Genomic DNA, 23917 nt, shown 5'->3' with positions numbered 1-23917 from the left:
TTTTGTATGTATTGTTGTCTGAATTATTTCTTCTTGTAAGCAGCGTCTTTGATTCTTGCTTTTTTACCTCTAAGGTCTCTGAAGTAGTAAATTCTAGCTCTTCTAACTCTACCTCTTCTATCAACTTCGATTTTTTGAAGTGCAGGCATGTTAATAGGGAATACTCTTTCTACACCTACATCACCACTCATTTTTCTGATAGTGAAAGTTTTTGTAGAACCAGTACCTCTTAATTGGATAACTGTTCCTTTGAAGAACTGAGTTCTTGTCTTTTGTCCTTCTTTAATTTCGTAATACACAGTAATTGTATCACCTGCTTTGAATTCAGGGAATTCTTTTTTCGCAATGTACTTGTCTTGTACGTACTTTAATAAATCCATTATTAATAAAATAAAATGTTAAAGCTAAGCAACTTACACGTTCTTCGTCAGAGGTTGAATAACAGGTTGCAAATATACAAAATAGTTTTTGAATACGCCAAATAATTAATGTGCTAAAAACTATAATTTTTTCGTTCCGGTTTTGCTAAAAAATTAACGGTTTCTTTAAAGTACCATCAGACAGAGTTTATATGGGAATTCTACTTTTGCCCGAACTAAAAAATCCGAACAGTGATTTTTTAAATTCCTGATTCACAACTTAAAACTATATGTTAATTTTAAAACTAAAGCTATTATGAAACATTATTTCTTCTTTTTTTGTTTCGCGGTCCAGATGGCTTTCGGGCAGGTTTTGTTTCCTTATTTACAAAACCCGACTCCGAATTCTATGATCGTCAATTGGAAAACAGCCTCCAATAATGAAACAACAGTGATCTACGGAGATTCTCCGGCAAATCTGAATGTAACGGTAACAGGAACTACCAATATCTTTTCAGATACGGGATACAACAACAATTACTATTATCACACGGCTAAGATCACCAATCTTCAGCCGAATACTAAATATTATTATAAGATAAAAACGGGAACCGGCGAGTCTGCTGTTTACAATTTCAGAACACTTCCTTTGCCAGGGCAGGCGGTAACGACCAATGGAAAAATCCGTTTCCTTATCATGGGAGATAACCAGATTAAAGCAGAACCCAGGTATGACACGCTTACTTTGAATGCTTATAAGAAATTAAAAGAAAAGTTTGGAGCTACTTCAGATCCTTCTGATAATATTGCGCTTACTTTTATGGTAGGTGATCAGGTAGACGTAGGGACATTGGATCACTATGAAAATGTTCACTTTAAAAAGAATATCAAATTATCACCTTACCTTCCTATTCAGACCACGGTAGGAAACCATGAGACGTACGGTTCTTTAGGAATGAATTCTTATTATGCTCACTTTTATATTGATGAAATTAGTTATAAAGGGATAAGCTCAGGAAATGAAAATTATTATGCCCAGCAGGCTGGTAACGTTTTGTTTGTGAGTTTAAGTTCTGAGCATACAGGATCAGCTCAGCAGACATGGCTTCAGCAAATCTTGACTGCAGCAAACAGTGATTCTACAGTAGACTGGATTATTTCTTTGAGCCATAGACCTTATCAGGCTGAGCAATATGTGGGAGATATTTCTACATGGGTAAGAGATAATGCAGTACCGCTTCTGGTAACTTCTGATAAATATTTAATGCATGTAGGAGCTCACCATCATTTATATCACAGGGGTCAGCTTAAAAATACGCCAAATTATCAGATTATTTCAGGGGGAACAGCCTGGGATCAGTATTGGGGAATGTCTAATGAGCAGGATTTTGATGATGTTCAGAAAACATTAACAGACTGGACATACCAGATCGTGGAAGTAGATATTCCGACAGGAAAGGTAGATATAGAATGTTATTCTATCGGTGGAGTATACAATAAGAAGAACAATGTACTGGTAGATTCTTTCCATAGATATAAAAACCAGCCTAAACCGGCAAAACCATCCATCACAAACAATTTCACGGGTACTACTACTACTTTACCATTGACATTGAATGGAAGTGCATTCTCATCTTCAAACGGAGAATTGCTAAACACCACACAGTTCCTGATCAGTAAAACCTCGAATTTTTCTGTGATTGAAAAAGAGTTCTACCGTGATTATGAAAACTGGTTCGGAAAAGACGGAAACGGAACTCCGGATAAAACCAAAAACCTGAATGACGGAGTAGATATCACAAAAGCAACATTAGCTGCGAACTCTATTCCAAACGGTATCTATTATGTGAAAACCCGTTACAGAGACAGAAATCTTGAGTGGAGCGACTGGAGTGATGTGAAGCAGTTCGAAATTACAGGAAGTGTAGTTTCAAATCCTACTTTTACGTTAAACAAAACAGAATATGCTCAAAATGAAGCTATCACGGCTACTTATACCGGTGGTCCTGGTAACCAGCAGGATTGGGTAGGAATTTATAAAAAAGGGCAAACTCCCGCTTCTACCACTTCACAAGGATATATTTATACGAATGGACAGACTGCAGGAACCGTTACTTTCAACAATGGTTTAGCTAATAAAGGTCAGTATTTTGCAGGATTCTTCGCCAATGGAGGGTATACAGAAATCACTGCAAGAAAAAATTTCTATGTAGGACCGAAAGTACAGCTTCAGGCTACTGCTGATACTTATCCTGTAGGAGGAACAGTTGTGATCAATTTTACAAATGGACCTAATTTACAGAAAGACTGGATCGGAATTTATAAAATGGGACAGACTCCGGGAACTACAGCTGCCATTAAATGGAGCTATGTAACAACTGCAGCAGGAACTTTGAATTTTACAGGACTTCCGAAAGGATATTATTATGCACAATATTTACTGGAAGACGGATATAACGGAATCGGGGAGAAGGTATTCTTTAAAGTAGGAGACATCGTTACTGATCTATGGATCAATAAACCAGTGTATACTTTAGGAGAAAATATCACTGCTTCATGGACAGATTCTCCGGGAATCATTAAAGACTGGTTAGGAATTTATCCGCAAAGTGTTCAGACACCGGATGACAACTTTGTTTCTTATACTTATTTTGATGGAGTAACACAGGGAACAAAAACAATCCAGGGAACAGCTGTGCCTGCAACACCAGGAAACTATTATATGGTAATGTTTACCAATGATTCCTATACAGAGGTTTCCAACAGAGTACAGTTCCAGGTGGCTTCCCCCACTTTAGGAACTGAAGAAACCAGAAGTACAGAGAAAAATGTAGTGCTGTATCCAAACCCAACCAAACCGGGACAACCTACTTTCATAAAGAGTGATTACCCAATTGAAAAAATTGAATTGGTCTCAGCTTCTGGAGAATTACTGTATGTATCGAAAAATATCAATAACCAACGCTTTTCTTTGGTGAATGAAAATCTTCCTGCTGGCGTTTATTTTGTAAAAGTACACGGAAGAAAACTATTTACTTTAAAACTGATTATTCAGTAATAAGTAAACGAAACACAATTATAATTTTAGAGACTGCTAGAAATAGCGGTCTCTTTTTTTATTTATAAATCAGGCAGTTAAAAATAAAATCAGCTTATTCAAGTAGATGTTAGAAATAAAAAAGCGATTCCAAAAAATTGAAACCGCCTTTGATATTTTGATATAGAGATGTGGTAATTAGTCAAACAGATAGTGCAGATCATCTTCACTAATCAGTGTCTGGTTTTCAGCAGAAGCATTTTCATCCTGAGCATCGGCCAGTGTTTTAGTTTCCTGAATGAGTTTCCCATCCATATTATAAAGTTTTAACAAGATCCATTTCCCGCTGCGTTCAAGTTCTTTAGCTCCATCCCATGTTTTTATTCTGATTTTTCCACTTTGAATAACACCTGCTTTTACAGAAGACTTATTCGCAGGCTTCCCTTTTACATACTGTGTGATTTGTGCTGTGAAGGAATAATCTTCCCCATCTTCACTGATCGGTTGTGCGAATGTATATAAAAGAGTACCTTTGGTATCATAAACAGTTGCATCATAGCCTGTTTGTTTAGCGTTCAGCTTTTTTTCAAAACTCAGCTTCGTAGTATCACCTTCAAAAAAGTTTTTGATATTTACGATGATACCTTCCTTATAAACTGTTTCACTAAAACCTTCATAAGTAGTACCATTATAAGGGATACCATCTTTGTATGTTAATGTAGATTTCAGTTTTCCATCAGGACTGTAATATTTGATCTCCTGTGTAAGATCATCTTTTAATATTTTTTCCGAAGATAATTTTCCGTTTTCATCAAAGGATTTACTTGTTACTATTGAACCTTTTTCATAAGTATCAATAGAGGAAATCTGTGAATATTCATAAGCCAGCTGATAGTCATCCCCATCCATTGGAGTATAAATATCATTTTCCTTATCATATTGGTATACCAGATGCCCTATTTTTTTACCCGACTCATCGTAAGTGGTTTTATAGCCATCTTTTTTATTCATTTTCTGTTCCTGTAAGATCTTTCCGGTTTTGCTATAGATAACACTTTCCTTTACACTGCCGTCCTTTCTGTATTTTTCTATCTTAGAAATCCTCATTGGACTGGAATAATAATCGACCATCATATTTTCACCCGAACCGGAAGTAGTACTGCTGCCAAGATATTTTCCTTTTTCACCGTAATATTTTGTTTCAGTGTTGCTGTCCTTATCAATGATGGTTTCATTTCTGATCCCTTTAATATCATCATCATAAACGGTTGTTTTTACAGGCGTTGAGTTTTCGTAATCAACCAGAATGTTAAAATCAATTCCATCTTCGGCATCTTTATAGCTGAACATCTTTCCTGAGAAATTTCCGTCTGCTTTGTAAACAATATCCTCTGTCAGTCTTCCTTTTATATCATAAGTCTGAGCTGGGCCCACCTGCAGGCCATTAGAATACGTGGCAAAATTCAATACTTTTCCTTCAGGGGTATACCAGGTTACTTTTCCATCAAAAATTTCACTGTTGGGAGTGGTGTCAGAAGCCAGTCCTTCCATTTGAAGTTTTCCGTCCTTGTAGAAGTCTTTGATAAGGGTTAATTTTCCTTTAGGAGTTGTTTCACGGTAATATTCCATGTTCTCCTGGGTGGTTTTTTCCCAGTTTTCATCGAAGTAAGTTTTTTCCTGTGCATATACATTGACACTGAGTACCAATGCCAGTAATGCTGAGGTAAATAATTTTTTCATGTTTTTGTTTAAGGTTTGATTTTATATATGATTAATGTGATGGTATCTGTAGAAAATTAAATACCGGAAAGAAGTAGTAAGTATTTACTATAGAATAATTTTTACATTGAAATTGTGTTTAATTTAAATCCAAAAGCAATAAAATATACTGTATTTCCGGCTTTGAGACTTCAAATATAAATCAATTTGATGAAAAATAAGGCAAAAACCGAACAGACTTGTTCGGTTTTAAGAGTAATATTGTGGTTATAAGTGTTTTAAATGTTGAAAAAAAGATATTTATAAAAGCACGAAATTCAGGAGGGTTTCCGTTCATCGGATATACAAGAAAATTTATTAAATTTAGCCAACAGAAAAATCTAATATTTCATGATAGATAAAAGAGTAAAAAATGCAAAGGAGGCCATCGAAGGAATTCAGGATGGAATGACACTGATGCTTGGCGGATTCGGACTTTGCGGAATCCCTGAAAACTCAATCAATGCTTTGGTAGAAAGTGATGTGAAAGATCTGACTTGTATTTCAAACAATGCGGGAGTAGATGATTTCGGATTAGGATTACTGCTTCACAAAAGACAGATTAAGAAAATGATCTCTTCTTACGTAGGTGAAAATGCTGAATTTGAAAGACAGATGCTTTCAGGTGAATTGGATGTAGAGCTTACTCCACAGGGAACTTTGGCTGAAAAATGCAGAGCTGCTCAGGCAGGAATTCCAGCTTTTTATACCCCTGCAGGGTATGGAACTGAAGTAGCAGAAGGAAAAGAAGTGAAAGAATTCAAAGGAAAACCTCATATCCTGGAGCACGCTTACGAGGCAGACTTTTCTATCGTAAAAGCATGGAAAGGAGACCATGCCGGAAACCTTATCTTCAAAGGTTCGGCAAGAAACTTCAACCATCCGATGGCAGGAGCTGCAAAGATTACCATTGCTGAAGTAGAAGAACTGGTAGAACCAGGACAATTAGATCCAAATGAGATTCATATTCCGGGAATCATGATTCAGAGAATTTTCCAGGGAGAAAAATTTGAAAAAAGAATTGAGCAGAGAACTGTAAGAACTAAAGAATAAGTTCAAAACAATAAAAATAAAAAGCGCTGAAAATATTTTCAGCGCTTTTTTTATGCTTGAGGAGTCAGTGTTTTTCTTTCTCCGATCTGTTGTCTCCACATGGCGTAGTAAAGTCCTTTTTCAGCAATGAGATTGGCGTGGGAGCCTGTTTCTACAACTTGTCCGCGTTCAAGAACATAAATTTTATCCGCATGCATGATCGTACTTAAACGGTGGGCAATCAGTACAGTAATCTGTTCTCTTTCTTTTGAAATGTCCTTGATAGTCGTGGTAATTTCTTCTTCAGTAATGCTGTCCAGTGCAGAAGTAGCTTCATCAAAAATCAGCAAATGAGGTTTTCTTAAAAGAGCTCTGGCAATAGCAATCCTTTGTTTTTCACCGCCACTCAGCTTCAGGCCGCCTTCACCAATCATCGTTTCAATTCCTTTTTCTGCTCTTTCCAGCAATGCAGTACAGCTTGATTTCTGTAAAGCCATCGCCAGTTCCTCTTCAGTAGCTGAAGGATTAACGAAAAGAAGGTTTTCCTTGATTGTTCCTGCAAATAATTGAGTATCCTGTGTTACAAAACCAATCTGATTTCTCAGTTCATCAAAATCAAATTCCTTTCCATTGATTCCGTTATACAAAATATTCCCTTCCTGAGGTCTGTACAATCCCACCAGTAATTTTACCAATGTACTTTTTCCGGAGCCGCTTGGTCCTACAAAAGCAATGGTCTCTCCATTTTTGAGATCAAAAGAAATATTATTTAAAGCTTTATATTGGGCAGACTGATGCTTGAAAGAAACATGCTTAAACTCAAGTTCCTCAATAGCACCAATTTGCTTTGGATGAAGAGGCTTTTCTTCCACCTCTTTTTTCATCAAACGGTCAAAATTCTGAAGAGACGCTTCTGCCTCACGATAAGAAATAATAATATTTCCGATCTCCTGCATGGGTCCGAAAATAAAGAAACCATAAAACATCAGTGACAGATACTGACCCGGTGTAACAATATTTTTAAAAATCAGATACAATAACGTCAGGGTAATCATCTGCTGAAGAAAATTGACCATCGTTCCCTGAATAAAACTTAAAGAACGGATGCTTTTCACTTTTCTCAGTTCAAGACCCAGAATCTTGTAAGTATTGTTGTTTAAACGGATTACTTCCTGATTAGTCAATCCTAAACTTTTAACAATTTCAATATTTCTTAAACTTTCCGTAGTACTTCCGGCAAGAGCTGTGGTTTCAGTAACAATATTTTTCTGAATAACCTTTATCCTTTTACTCAGTAAATTGGTAACAATGGCAATAAAGAAAATTCCACAGATATAAACCGGCATAATAGACCAGTGCAAACGGATGGCATACACGGAAACGAAAATAATACTTACCAGAATTCCGAAGAAAATATTGATGAAATTAGTGATGAATTTTACCGTATCTTCTCTTACTTTCGTTAAAATTGACAGGGTTTCACCACTTCTCTGGTCCTCAAATTCCTGATAAGGAAGTGCCATAGAATGCTTTAAGCCATCAGTAAATATTTTTGCGCCAAACTTTTGGGTAATCACACTTACCACATAATCCTGAAAAGCTTTGGCAATTCTACTCACCATTGCCGTTCCGATAAGTAATCCTAAAAAGTAAAAAGCTCCATGATATACAGAACTTCCGTACAAGTACTCATTCAGGTTTCTGGGCAATAGTTTTTCTTTATCAAAAAAGTTAGGATGGGTAACCAGCTGGTCAAGGATATTTCCTGTGATAGCCGGGGCAAACAAAGAGAAAACCTGGTTAACAGTAGCTAAGAATAAAGAGATAATGATCAGCCACTGATAAGGTTTAAGATATCTAAAAAGTATTTTCATTCTATTAAAAAATAATGGAACAAAATTACAGATATTATTTTAACTAACAGTGTTAATTATTGAACACAACAAAGCTCTTTTGTATTCAAGTGAAAATAATTAAATTGCAGTCTAAGTTTTTATTATGCTTACAAAAGAACAAATTGCCAAAAGAATTTCAAAAGAACTGAAAGATCGTTATTATGTAAACCTGGGAATTGGGATTCCTACTTTGGTTGCCAACTATGTTCCGGAAGGTATTTCCGTAGAATTCCAGAGTGAAAATGGAGTTTTGGGGATGGGACCTTTCCCTTTCGAAGGAGAAGAAGATGCGGATATCATCAATGCCGGAAAACAGACCATTACTATTCTGGAAGGAGGTTCATTCTTTGATTCAGCCTTTAGTTTCGGGATGATTCGTGGTCAGAAAGTAGACCTTACCATCCTTGGAGCTATGGAAGTTTCAGAAAACGGAGATATTGCCAACTGGAAAATTCCTGGAAAAATGGTGAAAGGAATGGGAGGAGCAATGGATCTTGTAGCTTCTGCAGAAAATATTATCGTTGCAATGATGCACGTAAACAAAGCAGGAGAAAGTAAAATCCTTAAAAAATGTACACTTCCTTTAACAGGAGTAAACTGTGTGAAAAAAGTGGTTACTGAATTAGCTGTTCTGGATGTAACTCCGGCAGGATTTAAACTGGTGGAAAGAGCACCGGGAGTTTCAGTAGAAGATATTATCAAAGCTACAGAAGCAGATCTGATTATTGAAGGTGAAATTCCTGAAATGCAATTCTAATCTGATGATAAATAAAAAGTTTCGGCCTCACAAAGTGAGGCCGAAACTTTTTACAATATAGGAAACTGCCATTTAAAATTTGACAAATCTTTCTATAGCTACCCCTAAAAGCGACATAGGATATCGCAGCGTTAAAAAAATAAATCCTGTGAACGTTAAGAAAATTCTCCTGTGCGAAGCGCGAGACCAATTCAGAACTGATTAATAAATAATGATTTCGCGCAAGTTTAGAATTTTTAGAGAACAGGATTTATTTTTAGCGGAGAGCTCCCAGTCTTGAATTTTTGTTTCTTTTGTTTGACTACGTCGAATCTTCGATTTCAAGACAAAAGAAATTACAATCAAAAAAAGCTGCTTCATTATAAAAACAGTCTATGAATTCTTTAAAATTTGACAAATCTTTCTATAGCTGCCCTAAAAGCGACATAGGAGATCGCAGCGTTAAAAAAATAAATCCTGTGGACGTTAAGAAAATTCTCCTGTGCGAAGCGCGAGATCAATTCAGAACTGATTAATAAATAATGATTTCGCGCAAGTTTAGAATTTTTAGAGAACAGGATTTATTTTTAGCGGAGAGCTCTCAGTCTTGAATTTTTGTTTCTTTTGTTTCAAGACAAAAGAAAGTGAGACAATAAAAAACAGAGCCTTTATCATTTAAGTTCAGACAAATAGTTCTAAAAATAACTTTAAAAACGATATAGGACGCAGCGTTAAAAAAATAAATTCTGTGAACGTTAAGAAAATTCTCCTGTGCGAAGCGCGAGACCAATTCAGAACTGATTAATAAATAATGATTTCGCGCAAGTTTAGAATTTTTAGAGAACAGGATTTATTTTTAGCGGAGAACTCCCAGTCGTGAATTTTTGTTTCTTTTGTTTGACTACGTCGAATCTTCGATTTCAAGACAAAAGAAATTACAATCAAAAAAAGCTGCTTCATCATGAAACAGCTTTTATATCTTAACGGTTAGCATGTCAAACTAACTTCTAACCTCTAACTTCTTATTTATTTCCCATCCTGAGCTCCAAATACCTTCTGCAGAATACTTGTTGTTCTCATTGCAGGGGTATTTCTGATTCCGCTCTCTTTATCTGCTACCATTTTAAATACTCCGTTGATGGTTTCTGTGGTAACATATTCGTTAAGATCTGTTGTTACAGCCTGCCCTGTAAAAGTATTGTATTTTGAAATCAGATTTTTCCAAAGCGTATCAGCTCCTACTTTTCCTAAAGAAGCTTTTACCTTAGGCTGAAAAGCATTGAAAAGCTGAGTTTGAGTCTTTCCCTGAAGGTAGCTTGTTGCAGCATTATTACTGCCTAATAAAATATTTTTGGCATCCGTAATCGTCATGGAGGTAATAGCATTTGTAAAAATAGGGGCGGCTTCAGTTACGGCATCTTCAGCAGCTCTGTTAAGTAATTTTACTCCTTCATCAGCAAGACTTCCCATTCCTATAGAACGTAAAGTAGTGTCGATCTTTCTTAATTTTTCAGGCATTAAAATCTTTACAGCTTCATTTTTGAAAAAACCATCCGTTACGGCCAGTTTTTTTACTCCATCTGTTACTCCCATACTTAAAGCCTCTTTTAATCCTGAGGAAATCTGGGTAGAAGTAAGGTTTCCAAGGCCTGCAGATGAATTGTTGGAACCGGATACCGTAGTGGATGTCTTAGGAGAAGTTGCAGTACCCGTATTTTTTACCGGAACATTAAGATCTACTCCTGTTTTATCTTTAACGGCAGATTTTATGATATCAAAAATTTGTGCCTGTGTGGACATTGAGAATAATAATGCTGCTGCCAGAAAAATGTTTTTTTTCATCGTAGTTTTTTACAAATTTAAACCATTTAATTTTTTTAAGTGGTGTAGGTTTATCAAAAAACAAGCCATGATGCACGAGATATAAGAGAATAATTTCTATAATAGTGTTTTAATAACGGTAAATTATCCGTTTCATGATACTCAAATAATGAAGAGGGGTAAATTTTGTTTTTAAAAAGACTCAAAGAGTTTTGAAAAATAATTATCTTAGCTCAAACCTTAACCATATTCAATGATACGGACTTTTTTAGTGTTTTTTGTATTGATTTCAAACGTGATTTTAGCCCAGAATAAATTAAATCTAATCCCTTATCCTCAAAAAGTTCAACTTTTACAGGGAGAATTTATACTTCCGGAAACATTGGTATTAAGTGGTGATCTGCCAAAAGAGGAAACAGAATATTTCAAAAAACGAATAGAGCCTCAGTTAAAATTTCAATATGCTCAAAAGAGTGGTGGTATTCATTTAACAAGTTCTATAATTCCTGCGTCTTCTCCGGCTGATGCTGAACAGAAAAAAGAATATTATTCTATAGAAATTTCTCCCAACCAAATTCATGTAAAATCTTATACGAAACAGGGATATTTCCTGGCGCTACAGACACTGGTTCAGATTTTCGAACAATATAAAGAGAGTAAGAAAATTCCGGCAATGAAGATTGAAGACCAGCCAAAGTTTGCCTGGCGTGGAATGCACCTGGATGTTTGCCGCCACTTTTTCACCGTAGATGAAGTGAAACAGTACATTGATTATCTGGCGATGTATAAATTAAACACATTCCACTGGCATTTGACAGATGATCAGGGATGGAGAATTGAAATCAAAAAATATCCTAAGCTTACTCAGATTGGCTCAAAACGTAAAGAATCCATGATTGGGGCTTATGTTGACAATATGTTTGACGGAAAACCTTACGGACCGTATTTTTATACTCAGGAACAAATAAAAGAAGTGGTAAAATACGCTCAGGACAGACATATTACAGTGGTCCCGGAAATTGAAATGCCAGGACATGCATTGGCAGCTTTATCAGCATATCCTGAACTGGCATGTACCAAAGGTCCTTTTGAATCTGCTACAAAATGGGGTGTTTTTGATGATGTTTTCTGTCCGAAAGATGAGACCTTTACTTTTCTGGAAAACGTTTTGGATGAGGTAATCAAATTATTTCCATCCCAATACATTCACATTGGTGGTGATGAGTGCCCGAAAACACGATGGAAAGAATGCACACACTGCCAGGAATTGATTAAGAAAAATAATTTAAAAGATGAACATGGTTTACAAAGCTACTTTATTCATCGGATTGAAAAATATGTCAACAGCAAAGGACGAAAAATTATTGGCTGGGATGAAATTTTAGAAGGCGGATTAGCTCCTAATGCTGCGGTAATGAGCTGGACAGGGGTGAACGGAGGTATTGAAGCTGCAAAATCAAAACATTTTGCCGTAATGACACCCGGAGCCTATTGCTATTTTGATCACTATCAGGGAGATCCCCAATCTGAGCCTAATGCTTTTGGTGGTTTTACTCCTTTGGAAAAAGTGTATTCTTATAATCCTATTCCTTCCGAACTGAATGCAGAACAGGCTAAATACATCATGGGAGTTCAGGCTAATCTGTGGACAGAATATATTTTAGATTTCAAACAGGTACAGTATATGATTTTTCCAAGATTAATGGCGCTTTCTGAAGTGGGATGGGGAACATCAGATCCTAAAAATTATAAAGAGTTTGAAAACAGAGTGATCAACCAGTTTAAAGTTCTGGATGATATGAAGGTAAATTATGCCAGAAGTATTTATAATATCACCGGAAAAGTAATTCCTTCCAATACTGGAATTGCCTACGAATTGTCAACCTCGCAAAACACAAACGGAATCAGATATACACTGGACGGAACAAATCCTTCCATCAATTCTGAAACCTATCAGAATGCTGTTCAGATTCCTAATTCTTTAACCATTAAATCGGCTTATTTTGAAGAGGGTCAGCTGAAAAGCGCCGTGTCTGTACAACAATTTACCATTTCAAAGACAACAGGGAAAAAAATAACTCTTGAACAACAGCCAAGCGAAAATTATTCTTTTGGAGGAGCTTTCACCTTAGTAGATGGTATTATCGGAAATGTAAAACAACTGGGTAAAACATGGCTGGGGTTTCAGGGAAAAGATGTAGTGGCAACAATTGATTTTGGCCAGAAAACACCTTTTTCAGAAGTTTATTTCAATACCCTTGAAAATAAAGGAAGCTGGATTCATCTTGCCAAATCGGCAAAGATTTTTGTGTCTGATGATAACAGGAATTTTAAACTGATCAAAGAAATAGGGGCAGCAGAAATTCAAAATACCAGCGGAAAAATCAAAGTGAATGTAGGAGCACAGAATGCAAAATACCTGAAAGTAAATATTGAAAATGCAGGTATTATTCCGGCCGGAAATCCCGGAGCAGATTCCAAAGCATGGTTGTTTGTTGATGAAATTGGTGTAAATTAGAATAAAAAATGCAGGACGAGACCTTACTTTCTTCAGAATTCTCCTCATCACCGGAACTGGTAGAAAAACTGTATCAGTATGGTACAACGAAAAATTATCAGGAAGGAGATATTATTTTAGATGAAAATGCTTCCATCCGTTCTATTCCTATCGTGATGAAGGGAATGCTGAAAGTGATCAGAACAGAAGAAGACGGACGTGAAATTTTACTGTATTATATCAAAGCAGGAGAAAGTTGTATCATGTCTTTTCTGGGTGGGATGCACAATGAAAAAAGCATTGTAAAAGCTGAAATTGAAGAAGACGCAGAAATCCTTTTTCTCCCCGTAGACAAAGTCTCTTTATTCATCAAAGAACATCCGGAATGGCTGGATTATATTTTCAGATTATATCATAAAAGATTTGAAGAACTCCTGGATATCATCAATGCCATCGCTTTCAAAAAAGTAGACGAAAGACTTCTTAATCTGCTGCAGAAAAAATCTGAGCTTACAGGCTCTGAAACCATTCATACCACTCATGAGCAACTTGCCAATGAGTTGGGAACAGCAAGGGTAGTGGTATCAAGACTTTTAAAACAGCTGGAGGAAGAAGGAAAACTCAAGCTGGGAAGAAACAAAATCGTTCTCCTGAAAACCCTGAACTCATAACATTCACTTCACTTCAATCAAAGGTACTCATATTCCCCTCCCTCGGAGGGGTGGCGAAAATTCAAAGAATTTTTGACGGGGTGGTCAACGATCATTGCGAACCGAAGGTGAAGCAATCTCAAAGAAGAGAAATTACTCTAACTTCTTTGTGTCCTTTGTGAACCTATTTGTGCTCATTTGTGTTAAAAAATCTCCTTATGTAACAAAAGTAGCTGTAGATTTTCTTTCACATTCCCATTTTTGCCTTAGAATTATTTGAATAGCAAAATGGAAATTATAGGATATGCAGCAGCCGTTTTAATTGGGGTTTCTTTAGGCTTAATCGGGGGTGGAGGAAGTATTCTCACCGTTCCCGTTCTCGTTTATCTCTTTGGTGTCGAAGCTTTTCTGGCAACAGAGTATTCACTTTTTATTGTGGGAATAAGCAGTCTGGTGGGATCTTTTTCATATTTAAAAAAAGGATTAGTCAATGTTAAGATCGCATTGATATTCGGAATTCCTTCTGTTATTTCTATTTTTCTGACCAGAATATATTTACTTCCTTTAATTCCTGATGAGGTATTCCAAATACAGAAATTCACCATTACCAAAAATATCTTTTTACTCTTGATTTTTGCAGGGTTAATGATTCTTGCTTCTTATAAAATGATAAGAAAAAGTACTTCCAAAGACTCTTTACATCATACGACGCATAAGAATAATGTTTTGCTTGCAGCAGGACAAGGTTCGATAGTTGGTATTTTAACCGGATTGGTGGGAGCAGGAGGTGGCTTTATGATTATTCCGGCATTGGTAAATCTTTTAAAAATTTCGATAAAAACGGCAATAGGAACTTCTTTAGTTATCATCTCTGTCAATTCTCTGATCGGTTTTTTTTCTTCAGTAAACCATGTGAAAATAGAATGGAAACTATTGGTTTCTATCACTGCTATTGCTATTATAGGAATTGTAATCGGCTCACACTTATCAAAAAAAATAGAGGGTAAAAAACTGAAACCAGCATTCGGATGGTTTATCCTGATGACGGGTATTTATATTATTACGAAAGAAATCTTCCTTTAATTTTCTTATGTAACAAAAGTAGCTGTAGAGGAAAAAAGAAAGCTGGAGATTTGTATCAGGTAACACAATCAAAAATAAATACAATGAAAATAGAACAGATTTATACAGGATGTCTTGCACAAGGTGCTTACTATATCACTTCAGCCGGAGAAGCCGCCATTATTGATCCGTTAAGAGAAACACAGCCTTACATCAACAGATTGAAAGAGGATGGAGTACAACTGAAATACATCTTTGAAACTCATTTTCATGCTGATTTTGTCAGCGGTCATCTGGATTTAAGCCATAAAACAGGCGCTCCAATTGTATATGGACCGACAGCGAATCCTGAATTTGATGCTGTAATAGCAGCAGATCAACAAATCTTTGAAATAGGGAATATTACAATCAAAGTTCTTCATACCCCGGGACACACGTTGGAAAGCTCATGTTACCTGTTGATTGATGAAAATGGAATTGAAAAAGCCCTTTTTAGTGGTGATACCTTATTTCTTGGAGATGTGGGACGCCCGGATCTCGCACAGAAAAGTGCTCATATGACTCAGGAAGAACTGGCAGGACTTTTATATGATAGTTTATACAATAAAATTTTGCCTTTACAGGATGAGATTACTGTCTATCCAGCACATGGAGCCGGTTCAGCATGCGGTAAAAATATGCAGAAGGAAACCGTAGATACATTGGGAAATCAGAAAAGAACGAATTATGCTTTGAACCAAAAGAACAGACAGAGTTTTATAAAAGAAGTGACTGACGGACTTTTACCTCCACCAGCATATTTCGGGATGAATGTAATGATGAATAAAAAAGGATACAACAGTTTTGATGAAGTTCTTTCAAAAGGTTTGCATGCTCTTACTCCGGAACAATTTGAAGAAACTGCAGAGGCTTCCGGAGCTTTGATTTTAGATGTAAGACGCAACGGTGAATTTGCCAAAAGTTTTATTCCTCAATCCATCAATATAGGATTGGATGGTGACTTTGCCCCATGGGTGGGCGCTTTGATTGCCAATGTAAATCAACCCATCCTTCTGGTTGCTGAAAAAGGAACAGAGGAAGAAGCTGTAACCCGCTTGAGCAGAGTAGGATTTGATCATATTTTAGGATTTTTGGAAGGAGGTTTTGAAGCATGGGAAAAGATTGGAAAAGAAACAGATGTTGTAAACCGTATTTCTGCAGAGCAGTTTGAAGCCGAAATAAAAACCCAAAAAGCAAAAATAATTGATATAAGAAAAGAAAGTGAGTACAATGCAGAACATATTCATGAAGCTTACAGCAAACCTTTGGCATTGATCAACGAGTGGATTCATAAGATAGAGCCGTCGGAACATTTCTACATGCATTGTGGAAGCGGCTACAGAAGTACGATGGCTGCGAGCATTCTTCAGGCAAGAGGATACAGAAATTTTTCAGAAATTGAAGGTGGCTTTAAAGCGATTGTATCTACCGCTATACCTAAAAGTGATTTTGTGTGTCAGACTAAAATTTTAAATACATTAGATTAAAAAATAAAAAATGCTGGAGATTATAAAAGAACCCTGGCCGTGGTATATTGCCGGCCCTTTGATTGGACTTACTGTTCCTGCCTTATTGATTATGGGAAATAAATCCTTTGGAATCAGTTCCTCACTGAGGCATATCTGTGCAGCCTGTATACCTGCCAATGTAAATTTTTTCAAATACGACTGGAAAAAAGAAGCCTGGAATTTATTTTTTGTGCTGGGAATTTTCTTCGGAGGGATGATTGCTGCCAATTTTTTACTCAATCCCGCAGAAATAACCGTTAATCCAGACCTGAAAACAGAATTGGCAGGCTATGGAATTACAGATTACAGCCATCTGGTTCCGGTACAGCTCATGAGTTTTGAAAACCTACTGACCCTGAAAGGATTTCTCATAATGGTTGCAGGTGGATTTTTGGTAGGCTTTGGAACAAGGTATGCGGGAGGATGTACCAGCGGACATGCCATCATGGGACTTTCCAACTTACAATGGCCTTCTTTGGTAGCTACAATCTGTTTTATGATCGGTGGTTTTTTAATGGCTAATATTATTCTGCCAGTCATACTTTCCCTATAACTGTAATTTTAAAAGAGAAGTTTATATCATGATAAAAGAAAAAGATAGACACAATCGGGATATGGTATGTGTGAACGAAAGCACCCTTACTCATCAATGGTATCATAACCTGAAGTACCTTGCTGCTGGGATTATTTTTGGGATTATTTTTGTGAAAGCAGAAGTCATCAGCTGGTTCAGGATACAGGAAATGTTCCGCCTGCAGTCTTTCCATATGTACGGAATTATCGGAAGTGCTGTTTTGGTAGGAATGATTTCAGTAATGCTGATTAAAAAATTCAAGATAAAAACAATCTATGGTGAACCCATTACGCTTACTCCAAAAAAGTTTAATAAAGGCCAGATCTACGGCGGATTGATATTTGGTTTTGGCTGGGCAATTACAGGAGCCTGTCCCGGACCTCTTTTTGCTCAGATCGGAACAGGAGCTTTAGCCGTATCCGTTACTTTGTTGAGTGCCGTTGCCGGAACATGGGTGTATGGATATTTCAGGGATAAGTTGCCTCATTAATTCTTTACAAAAAAGACTGCAGAAAATAATCTGCAGTCCTTTCGAGTATAAAACTATGAATAAATGAAGTTCTCCGCACCTAAAGCCATATAAAGATTTATACGCTCTATTCTGTACTGAAGTTCCAGATTGATGAGGTTCATTTCATTTTTCAAAAGGTCTCTTTGTTTACGGATCAGTACAAAACTGTTGTTGGTACCTACCTTTATCTGTTTCTCAGTGAGATTAATGTTGTTTTTCAGTTCATTGACAGCATTAGTAGTATAATTCATCTGTTTTTCAATAGAACGGAGGTTGGCTAATGAAGATTCCACTTCGTTCAACGCATTCAGAACCGCTTTTGAATATTCTTCAACAACCTGTTTCTGCTGAGAGTTTTTTATTTCCACATTCTTTTTAAGCTTTCCACCATTGAATAGCGGAGAAACTAATCCTCCACCCACTTTTAACAAAGGATTGGAAAATAAAGAATTAATAGCTTCCACATTACTTCCGGCACTCCCAAGTGAGGAACTTATACTTATGGAAGGAAGCCTTGCTGCTTTAGCCTCCTGTACTTCGTAGAAAACTTTTTCGATCTGAAAATGACTGGCTTGTATGTCTGATCTGTTCTCCAAAAGTTCGAGAGGAAAAGATTCAGGAATACTACTTTTTACAGGGTTAAAAGAGTTTTGGGTAGTAAGTTTTCCCTCCGGATATTTCCCGGTGAGAAGTTCCAGGGATCTTCTGGACTGCATATTGGCATTTTTAATCTTTTCAAGATAGCCCTGCAGAGAAATAATTTCTGCAGAGATATTGGAAATATCCAGCGCATTTGCCGTTCCTACTTTCTTTTGAATAATATAAAGCTTTTCCAGGTCTTTGGTCTTCTTAATGTAGCTTTCAATCTTATCTTCCTGGATGTTTCCTGCAATATTCAGAAAATAAGCCTTGGCGATCATCCCTGCAATAGACTGATGCAGTAGGGTGTTCTGATGTTTTGCAGAAAAGTAACTGCTGGTACTTGCCATCTGTGAAGATTTATTTTTGCCCCAAAGGTCAATTTCCCAATTGGCTTTTAAGGCAAGACGCTGAATCTGGCTGCCACTGACCAGATTATTGGAAGTATTGGCAACAGCACTTACGCTAGGATACAAATCACTTCCTGCAATTTCCATCGCCAATTCAACCTGATTCAGCTTTTCCCGGGCAATAATCAGATCCGCATTATGCAACATTCCTTCATTAATCAAGGCTTCCAGTTGAGAAGTTTTAAGATCATTGATCCAGTCATAGGAAATTGATTTTGAATTCGCTTTTCTGTCAAAGATCCAGTCATCCGGAATTTGTATATGAGAAGCAATTTCACTCTTTTCTTTCAGCTCATCTATGTTTTCCTTTGTAGCTTCTTTATAACCGATACACGAACTTAAACTTACAGCAAGTGTGCTTAATAAAATTAACTTTTTATACATGTTAATGAAGTTTTGGAATCAGGAAGTTGATTTTACTGTTGATACGCACCATTACTTTTCGGATAAGATGAAGAGGTTTAACATGATCAGAATAGATCACTGCTGCTCCTCTTGCTCCCACTGTAAGGTGTTTTTGGTTGTCTTCCAGTACAAACTTGGCAATAAGTTTTCCATCAGTCTCGGGTAGTTGCCTTGCCGTATCAGGAAGTCCTGCTGTAGAACCGTTTCCGCCCAGCATTCCTCCAGCGTTATTCATGATTCCTTGACTCGTAGCATCAATTACATATTCAAGTCTGGCTTTCACCACTTTTCCCGGTTCTGTTTTAAGAGCAAGTTCTACTTCATTTCCGTTTTTTACCGATTCCAGCTCGTTCTGAGCAAAAAATCCAATGACTGACTGCTGCTTTTGGATCAGAACAAATGCAGATTTGAAAGGCGCCATAATTGCCCCTTCATTCAGCTGAACATTGGGAATTATACCATCGGTAGGAGCCAGAACAACGGTTTGGGAAAGATTCCATTTTGCCTGGTCCAGCTTGGCATGAATCTCAGAAACAGATGAGTTTTCACCATCATAAGAGGCATTGGATTTTGTTTCCAAAGACTGCTGCTGCGACTGTGCTGCACTGATTCTGGATTGCAGATCACGCGCATTGGTTACAGCCTGTTCAAAATCAAATTTGTTGGCGGCTCCTGCCTGTACAAGCTCCTGATATTGGGATACTCTTTTGTTGGCAAGATCAAGCTGTGACTGTAAGGCAGAAATATTTTTTCTGGAAGCCGAAATGTCTGCATCATAAGAATATACCGTAGCTTTCATACTGCTCAGTTTAGCTTCCAGTGATTTAATTTCCTGTAGATAAGGCTCTCTGTCAATTACAAATAAAGTATCTCCCTTTTTTACTTCCTGGTTGGTCTTCACATATACTTTCTTTACCTTTCCTAAAACCTGAGTGGTAATATCCACACTTCGGTTTACTACCTTTACATCTGAAGTAATAGGACAGAAGTAGTTCAGACTTAATATTAAAGCTATAGATCCGAAGATAGGCAATGAATAGACGATTACCTGTGTAGTAAATGTCCACGGGATCAGTTTTAATTTTTTAATAAGGAGCCAGCATATTCCGGCATATATTGCGACTAGTAATTCCAGCATGTTTTTTAATTTTCAATGGGTTTAACTTCTTCTTCGGTAAAATCTGTGTTTTCCGTTTCTTTTTTAGGAGTATCCTGATTTCCGTATTCATAGTTGGCCCAGATTAAGGCTACCGGCCATAAAAGGCCTCCAAAAACAAGGGAAAGGAGGCACATACTTTTTATGGCTTTCAGCTGAGGATGATTTTTTTCCTCCGCTACTTTTTCCGGATAAATGTGAACTTTCCAGAAAAGGTAAATTCCGGCAATAGGTAATACCAGTAAGATTAACCAGGATGCCCCGTCTGCTATTTTGTCTTCAATATTGCCTGTAGATGCCTGAACAAAATTGCATGTCAGTAACAGGCAGAGAATGGTGATTATTCTTTGCATAAATATAAAATGGTAATAAAATGTTGACTTAAGAAAATACAGATTCAATCCGTAATGAATATCCGGAAGATCATATATTAATCCTGTTAAGAGGTAAAGACTATTCTATAAGATGAAATGCTTTGAAGATGATTGTGTTTTTTTTCATTTGGTTTTTTTATTGATGAAGAACAAGTTTTTTGACCGGACAAAATTATATTGAACAAAACAATTAAAAATATTCTTAAGTTATTTTTTTCCTTGATTCTTTTTTTTATTGTCTCGGGCAGTAATACGGGAAAGAGAATTGGGAGTGATCCCTAAAAAATTAGCAATATACTTTCTGTTTGCATTTTGACAGACGAACGGGTGGCTGTTTAGAAAATCTTCATAACGGGAAAGCGGCGAACTCTTACAAAATTGCTCTGTTCGTGCAGATAAAATGCTGATAATCTGTTTTAAAGATTTTAAATACAGCTTGTAAATTCCTTTGTGCTGAAATGCAATCTGTTCAAATTCACTTTTATTAAAAAGAATAATTTGAGAATCAATCACAGCTTGTATGGTATACTTTTTTGTGCCTTCATGGGAATATGATTCCGGGCTCTCCATAAAGGCAACCTCTTTTTCTGAGGGCAGGAAAGTATTGATTTCAACTCCGTTTTCATCGTCAAAGAAAAATCTCAGAAGACCATTGGTCAATATAAATAAATGGTTAAATGGCTGACCGGGTTCTAAAAGTTTTTCTTTTTTTCTAAGAAGTTTTGGAGTACTTATGCTTGTAAGGACCCGGATCTCTTCATCCGATAATTCCTTAAAGCAATCCATTTTTCTAAAGGTTTTAAACATACATATTAATTAAAATAACCATTATAAAAATAATAAAAAATAACAAAGAAAAAATAGTGAAAAAGGCATAAGACTTTCAATGAATTTTTTTTAGATATTTGCTTTGTATTAAATAATTCTTACATACAATGAACAATAACCGAAGAAGTTTTATTAAAAAACTGGGAATTGCCACCGCAGCACTTACCATTAATCCCTTAGATCTTATGGCCGGGGAGCTGCCTGAAAATAAAAAAATCATCAACAAACCTATTGTACTCTCTACCTGGAATTTTGGATTAAAGGCGAATGAAGAAGCATGGACAATCCTTGGAAAAGGAGGAAAAGCATTGGATGCCGTAGAAAAAGGAGTTCGTCTCGTAGAATTAGATCCTAAGGAAAGAAGTGTAGGCTATGGAGGCCGTCCGGACAGAGATGGAAGAGTCACGCTGGATGCCTGTATCATGGATGAAAATTACAATATCGGTTCTGTTGCATGTCTGGAACATGTTAAGAATCCAATTTCTGTTGCCAGAGCGGTAATGGAAAAGACACCACACGTTATGCTCGTAGGAGATGGAGCACTGCAGTTTGCCCTTTCACAGGGTTTTAAAAAAGAAAATCTTCTGACTCCGGAATCTGAAAAAGAATGGAAAGAATGGTTAAAAACCAGTCAGTATAAGCCTATCGCCAATATTGAAAACCATGATACTATAGGAATGATTGCTTTGGATGCGCAAGGAAACCTTTCCGGAGCCTGTACAACGAGTGGAATGGCTTTCAAAATGCATGGCAGAGTAGGAGATTCTCCAATTATCGGAGCGGGTTTATTTGTAGATAATGAAGTAGGAGCAGCTACAGCAACCGGCCATGGAGAAGAAGTGATAAGAACAGTGGGAACGCATCTTGTAGTGGAGTTGATGAGACAGGGCAGAAATCCGCAGGAAGCCTGTAAAGAAGCCGTGGAAAGGATTGTAAAAATCAATCAGCGAAGAAACAAAAATCTAAAAGATATCCAGGTGGGTTTTATCGCTATCAATAAAAAAGGAGAATATGGATCTTACTGTATTCAGGACGGATTCAACTTTGCGGTATATGACCAGAAAGGGAACCGCCTTGAAACACCGGAATTTGCTTTGAAATAATTGTATAATAAAGGCAATAAATAACCAGAGTTATAAATAAATTGTATCGGAGATAAAATCCTTGCGCCCAAAAAGAATGCTACAGGAAAAATCTTTGTGCCTTTGCGTTATTCCAACAAAAAATAGCAAATTAATAGGAATTAGTCCATTTAAACAAATCAACGACACCTATTGGCTTTAGCCAAAACATACAACAAAATATGAAAAGAACAATTATCGCTTCCTTCTTTCTGATGATCGCATGCAAAGAAGAGAAGAAGGAGATGAAAACAACTGCCGAACCGAAACCGATAAAGGAAAAAGTAGTTTTGAATTATGAATCCAATGAATCTGAAGAAGCGCGGGAATGGCTGAAGAAGAGTATTGTAGATTATTTCAAAGCTGATATCGGAAGTGAGGAAAAGAATATGCAGAAGATCACAACCAAAGACTACTTCGATTATAAAACGGATGCTACAAATGTTGATATGGATGTAGACGGAAGCCTTACCGAAAAAGAATTTCAGGATAAATGGAAGTCTAAGTTTGATACCAATAAAGCAGGAATTGGTGTTGGTTTTTTAATCTCAGCGCAGGATTGGAATACTATTGAAGTCAAAAGTTGTGAGTTAAAATCTTCTTCAAAAGATGAATATATTTTCCATGTAGTATTGAAGGATGATGGTTTTAAAGCGAAATATCCATCAATAATAAAAGTAGTTAAAGAAAACGGTTCTTTTCTGATTGCAGATGTTTTGCAAGATGAGCCAAAGTAAAATTAAATAGATACCATATAATGTCAAAAATAGAAATAGCGTGTTTTAATCCTGAGTCAGCAATAATTGCTTTTGAAAACGGGGCAGATAGAATAGAGTTATGTGATGGTCTCAGTGAAGGCGGAACAACTCCGGATTTTGAGACCATGAAACAGCTTCGCGAAAAAATTACTATCCCGATTTTTGTGATGATCCGCCCCAGAGGAGGAGATTTTACCTATTCAGATTCAGAATTTGAACAGATGAAAAATGATCTGGTTCATTTAAAATCTTTACATGCAGATGGTTTTGTATTTGGTATTCTGAATGAAAATGATGAGGTGAATGTGGAGCAGAATAAAACTTTGGTAGCATTGGTATCCCCGCTTCCATGTACTTTTCACCGTGCTTTTGACCGTGCTGCAAGTCTTGAAGACTCTTTAGAAAAAGTAATTGAGTGTGGTTTTTCTACCATTCTTACTTCCGGCCAGAAACCTAATGTATCTGAAGGAAAAGAAAATCTTAAGAAACTGGTTGAGCTCTCCGATGGAAGAATAGAAATACTTGTTGGAGGCGGACTTCGTTCATCCAATATTGAAGGAATTAGAGCATCTACAAAAGCCGGTTACTTCCATTCTTCAGCCATTACTGATGGAGGAGCTTTTGCGAATCCGGATGAAGTAGTTGCTTTGAAGAGTAAATAATAAATGATATACGCTCAGCTTGTCATTCCAGGCGTAGCGGGAATCTAAATTAATAAGATAGAGATTCCTTCGTTCCTCGGAATGA

General features: G+C 36.7%; 20 protein-coding genes. 12 read left to right on the top strand and 8 right to left on the bottom strand.

Going from position 1 to position 23917, the window contains the following annotated elements; all coding sequences use genetic code 11:
* Positions 1–23 precede the first annotated feature (23 nt).
* Positions 24–380: a 50S ribosomal protein L19 gene (gene rplS, locus ACWPWS_RS09925; protein ID WP_002980648.1), complete on the bottom strand. Its 357-nt coding sequence runs from the start codon at positions 378–380 to the stop codon at positions 24–26.
* Positions 381–675: 295 nt separating this feature from the next.
* On the opposite strand from rplS, the gene ACWPWS_RS09920 reads away from it, so the two are divergent.
* Positions 676–3417 carry a fibronectin type III domain-containing protein gene (locus tag ACWPWS_RS09920; RefSeq protein ID WP_454046368.1) on the top strand — a complete coding sequence of 914 codons (2742 nt, stop codon included), beginning with the start codon at positions 676–678 and terminating at the stop codon, positions 3415–3417.
* Between the two features lie 177 nt (positions 3418–3594).
* Here the strand turns inward: ACWPWS_RS09920 and ACWPWS_RS09915 are convergent, their stop codons facing one another.
* Entirely contained in the window at positions 3595–5136 is a 1542-nt protein-coding gene (locus tag ACWPWS_RS09915) for a membrane-binding protein (protein WP_454046367.1), read from the bottom strand.
* Between the two features lie 369 nt (positions 5137–5505).
* Between ACWPWS_RS09915 and ACWPWS_RS09910 the strand changes: the two genes are divergently transcribed.
* Positions 5506–6207 carry a CoA transferase subunit A gene (locus tag ACWPWS_RS09910; protein WP_105683707.1) on the top strand — a complete coding sequence of 234 codons (702 nt, stop codon included), beginning with the start codon at positions 5506–5508 and terminating at the stop codon, positions 6205–6207.
* Positions 6208–6257: 50 nt separating this feature from the next.
* On the opposite strand, the gene ACWPWS_RS09905 is transcribed toward ACWPWS_RS09910, so the two are convergent.
* On the bottom strand, positions 6258–8060 hold the full coding sequence (locus tag ACWPWS_RS09905) for an ABC transporter ATP-binding protein (RefSeq protein WP_454046366.1): 1803 nt from the start codon (positions 8058–8060) through the stop codon (positions 6258–6260).
* A 124-nt stretch (positions 8061–8184) separates the two neighbouring features.
* Between ACWPWS_RS09905 and ACWPWS_RS09900 the strand changes: the two genes are divergently transcribed.
* Entirely contained in the window at positions 8185–8838 is a 654-nt protein-coding gene (locus ACWPWS_RS09900; protein ID WP_002980639.1) for a CoA transferase subunit B, read from the top strand.
* A gap of 1005 nt (positions 8839–9843) precedes the next feature.
* Here ACWPWS_RS09900 and ACWPWS_RS09895 read toward each other — a convergent pair.
* Positions 9844–10659 (bottom strand): DUF4197 domain-containing protein, encoded by an 816-nt coding sequence (locus ACWPWS_RS09895; protein WP_309511476.1) that lies wholly within the window; start codon positions 10657–10659, stop codon positions 9844–9846.
* Positions 10660–10891: 232 nt separating this feature from the next.
* Between ACWPWS_RS09895 and ACWPWS_RS09890 the strand changes: the two genes are divergently transcribed.
* From ACWPWS_RS09890 to ACWPWS_RS09865, 6 genes are all read left to right on the top strand, one after another.
* The gene (locus ACWPWS_RS09890) at positions 10892–13156 is read left to right on the top strand and encodes a glycoside hydrolase family 20 protein (RefSeq protein ID WP_454046365.1); all 2265 of its coding nucleotides are present in this window, start codon (positions 10892–10894) and stop codon (positions 13154–13156) included.
* A gap of 8 nt (positions 13157–13164) precedes the next feature.
* Positions 13165–13806, top strand: a complete 642-nt coding sequence (locus tag ACWPWS_RS09885) for a Crp/Fnr family transcriptional regulator (RefSeq protein WP_454046364.1) — start codon at positions 13165–13167, stop codon at positions 13804–13806.
* Positions 13807–14073: 267 nt separating this feature from the next.
* Positions 14074–14868: a sulfite exporter TauE/SafE family protein gene (locus ACWPWS_RS09880; protein ID WP_454046363.1), complete on the top strand. Its 795-nt coding sequence runs from the start codon at positions 14074–14076 to the stop codon at positions 14866–14868.
* A gap of 83 nt (positions 14869–14951) precedes the next feature.
* Entirely contained in the window at positions 14952–16373 is a 1422-nt protein-coding gene (locus tag ACWPWS_RS09875) for an MBL fold metallo-hydrolase (RefSeq protein WP_454046362.1), read from the top strand.
* Positions 16374–16383: 10 nt separating this feature from the next.
* Positions 16384–16947 (top strand): YeeE/YedE family protein, encoded by a 564-nt coding sequence (locus tag ACWPWS_RS09870; protein WP_209785287.1) that lies wholly within the window; start codon positions 16384–16386, stop codon positions 16945–16947.
* Between the two features lie 28 nt (positions 16948–16975).
* The gene (locus ACWPWS_RS09865) at positions 16976–17458 is read left to right on the top strand and encodes a DUF6691 family protein (RefSeq protein ID WP_454046361.1); all 483 of its coding nucleotides are present in this window, start codon (positions 16976–16978) and stop codon (positions 17456–17458) included.
* A gap of 53 nt (positions 17459–17511) precedes the next feature.
* On the opposite strand, the gene ACWPWS_RS09860 is transcribed toward ACWPWS_RS09865, so the two are convergent.
* The 4 genes from ACWPWS_RS09860 to ACWPWS_RS09845 form a co-directional block, all read right to left on the bottom strand.
* Complete coding sequence (locus ACWPWS_RS09860; RefSeq protein WP_454046360.1) at positions 17512–18912, bottom strand: TolC family protein; 1401 nt, start codon at positions 18910–18912, stop codon at positions 17512–17514.
* A gap of 1 nt (position 18913) precedes the next feature.
* Positions 18914–20071 (bottom strand): HlyD family secretion protein, encoded by a 1158-nt coding sequence (locus ACWPWS_RS09855; protein WP_454046359.1) that lies wholly within the window; start codon positions 20069–20071, stop codon positions 18914–18916.
* Positions 20072–20076: 5 nt separating this feature from the next.
* Positions 20077–20442, bottom strand: coding sequence for a DUF3302 domain-containing protein (locus ACWPWS_RS09850; protein ID WP_454046358.1), 366 nt, complete (start codon positions 20440–20442; stop codon positions 20077–20079).
* A gap of 228 nt (positions 20443–20670) precedes the next feature.
* On the bottom strand, positions 20671–21249 hold the full coding sequence (locus ACWPWS_RS09845) for a Crp/Fnr family transcriptional regulator (RefSeq protein WP_454046357.1): 579 nt from the start codon (positions 21247–21249) through the stop codon (positions 20671–20673).
* 149 nt (positions 21250–21398) lie between these two features.
* Between ACWPWS_RS09845 and ACWPWS_RS09840 the strand changes: the two genes are divergently transcribed.
* The 3 genes from ACWPWS_RS09840 (at position 21399) to ACWPWS_RS09830 (ending at position 23832) form a co-directional block, all read left to right on the top strand.
* Positions 21399–22394: an isoaspartyl peptidase/L-asparaginase family protein gene (locus tag ACWPWS_RS09840; RefSeq protein ID WP_209785281.1), complete on the top strand. Its 996-nt coding sequence runs from the start codon at positions 21399–21401 to the stop codon at positions 22392–22394.
* 200 nt (positions 22395–22594) lie between these two features.
* Positions 22595–23149 (top strand): hypothetical protein, encoded by a 555-nt coding sequence (locus ACWPWS_RS09835; protein WP_454046356.1) that lies wholly within the window; start codon positions 22595–22597, stop codon positions 23147–23149.
* A 20-nt stretch (positions 23150–23169) separates the two neighbouring features.
* Entirely contained in the window at positions 23170–23832 is a 663-nt protein-coding gene (locus tag ACWPWS_RS09830) for a copper homeostasis protein CutC (protein ID WP_454046355.1), read from the top strand.
* The last annotated feature ends 85 nt before the right edge of the window (positions 23833–23917 follow it).

Source organism: Chryseobacterium sp. Marseille-Q8038, assembly GCF_965111995.1.
The sequence above is the reverse complement of the archived record's forward strand: the minus strand, read 5'-3'. Positions and strand labels throughout refer to the sequence as shown.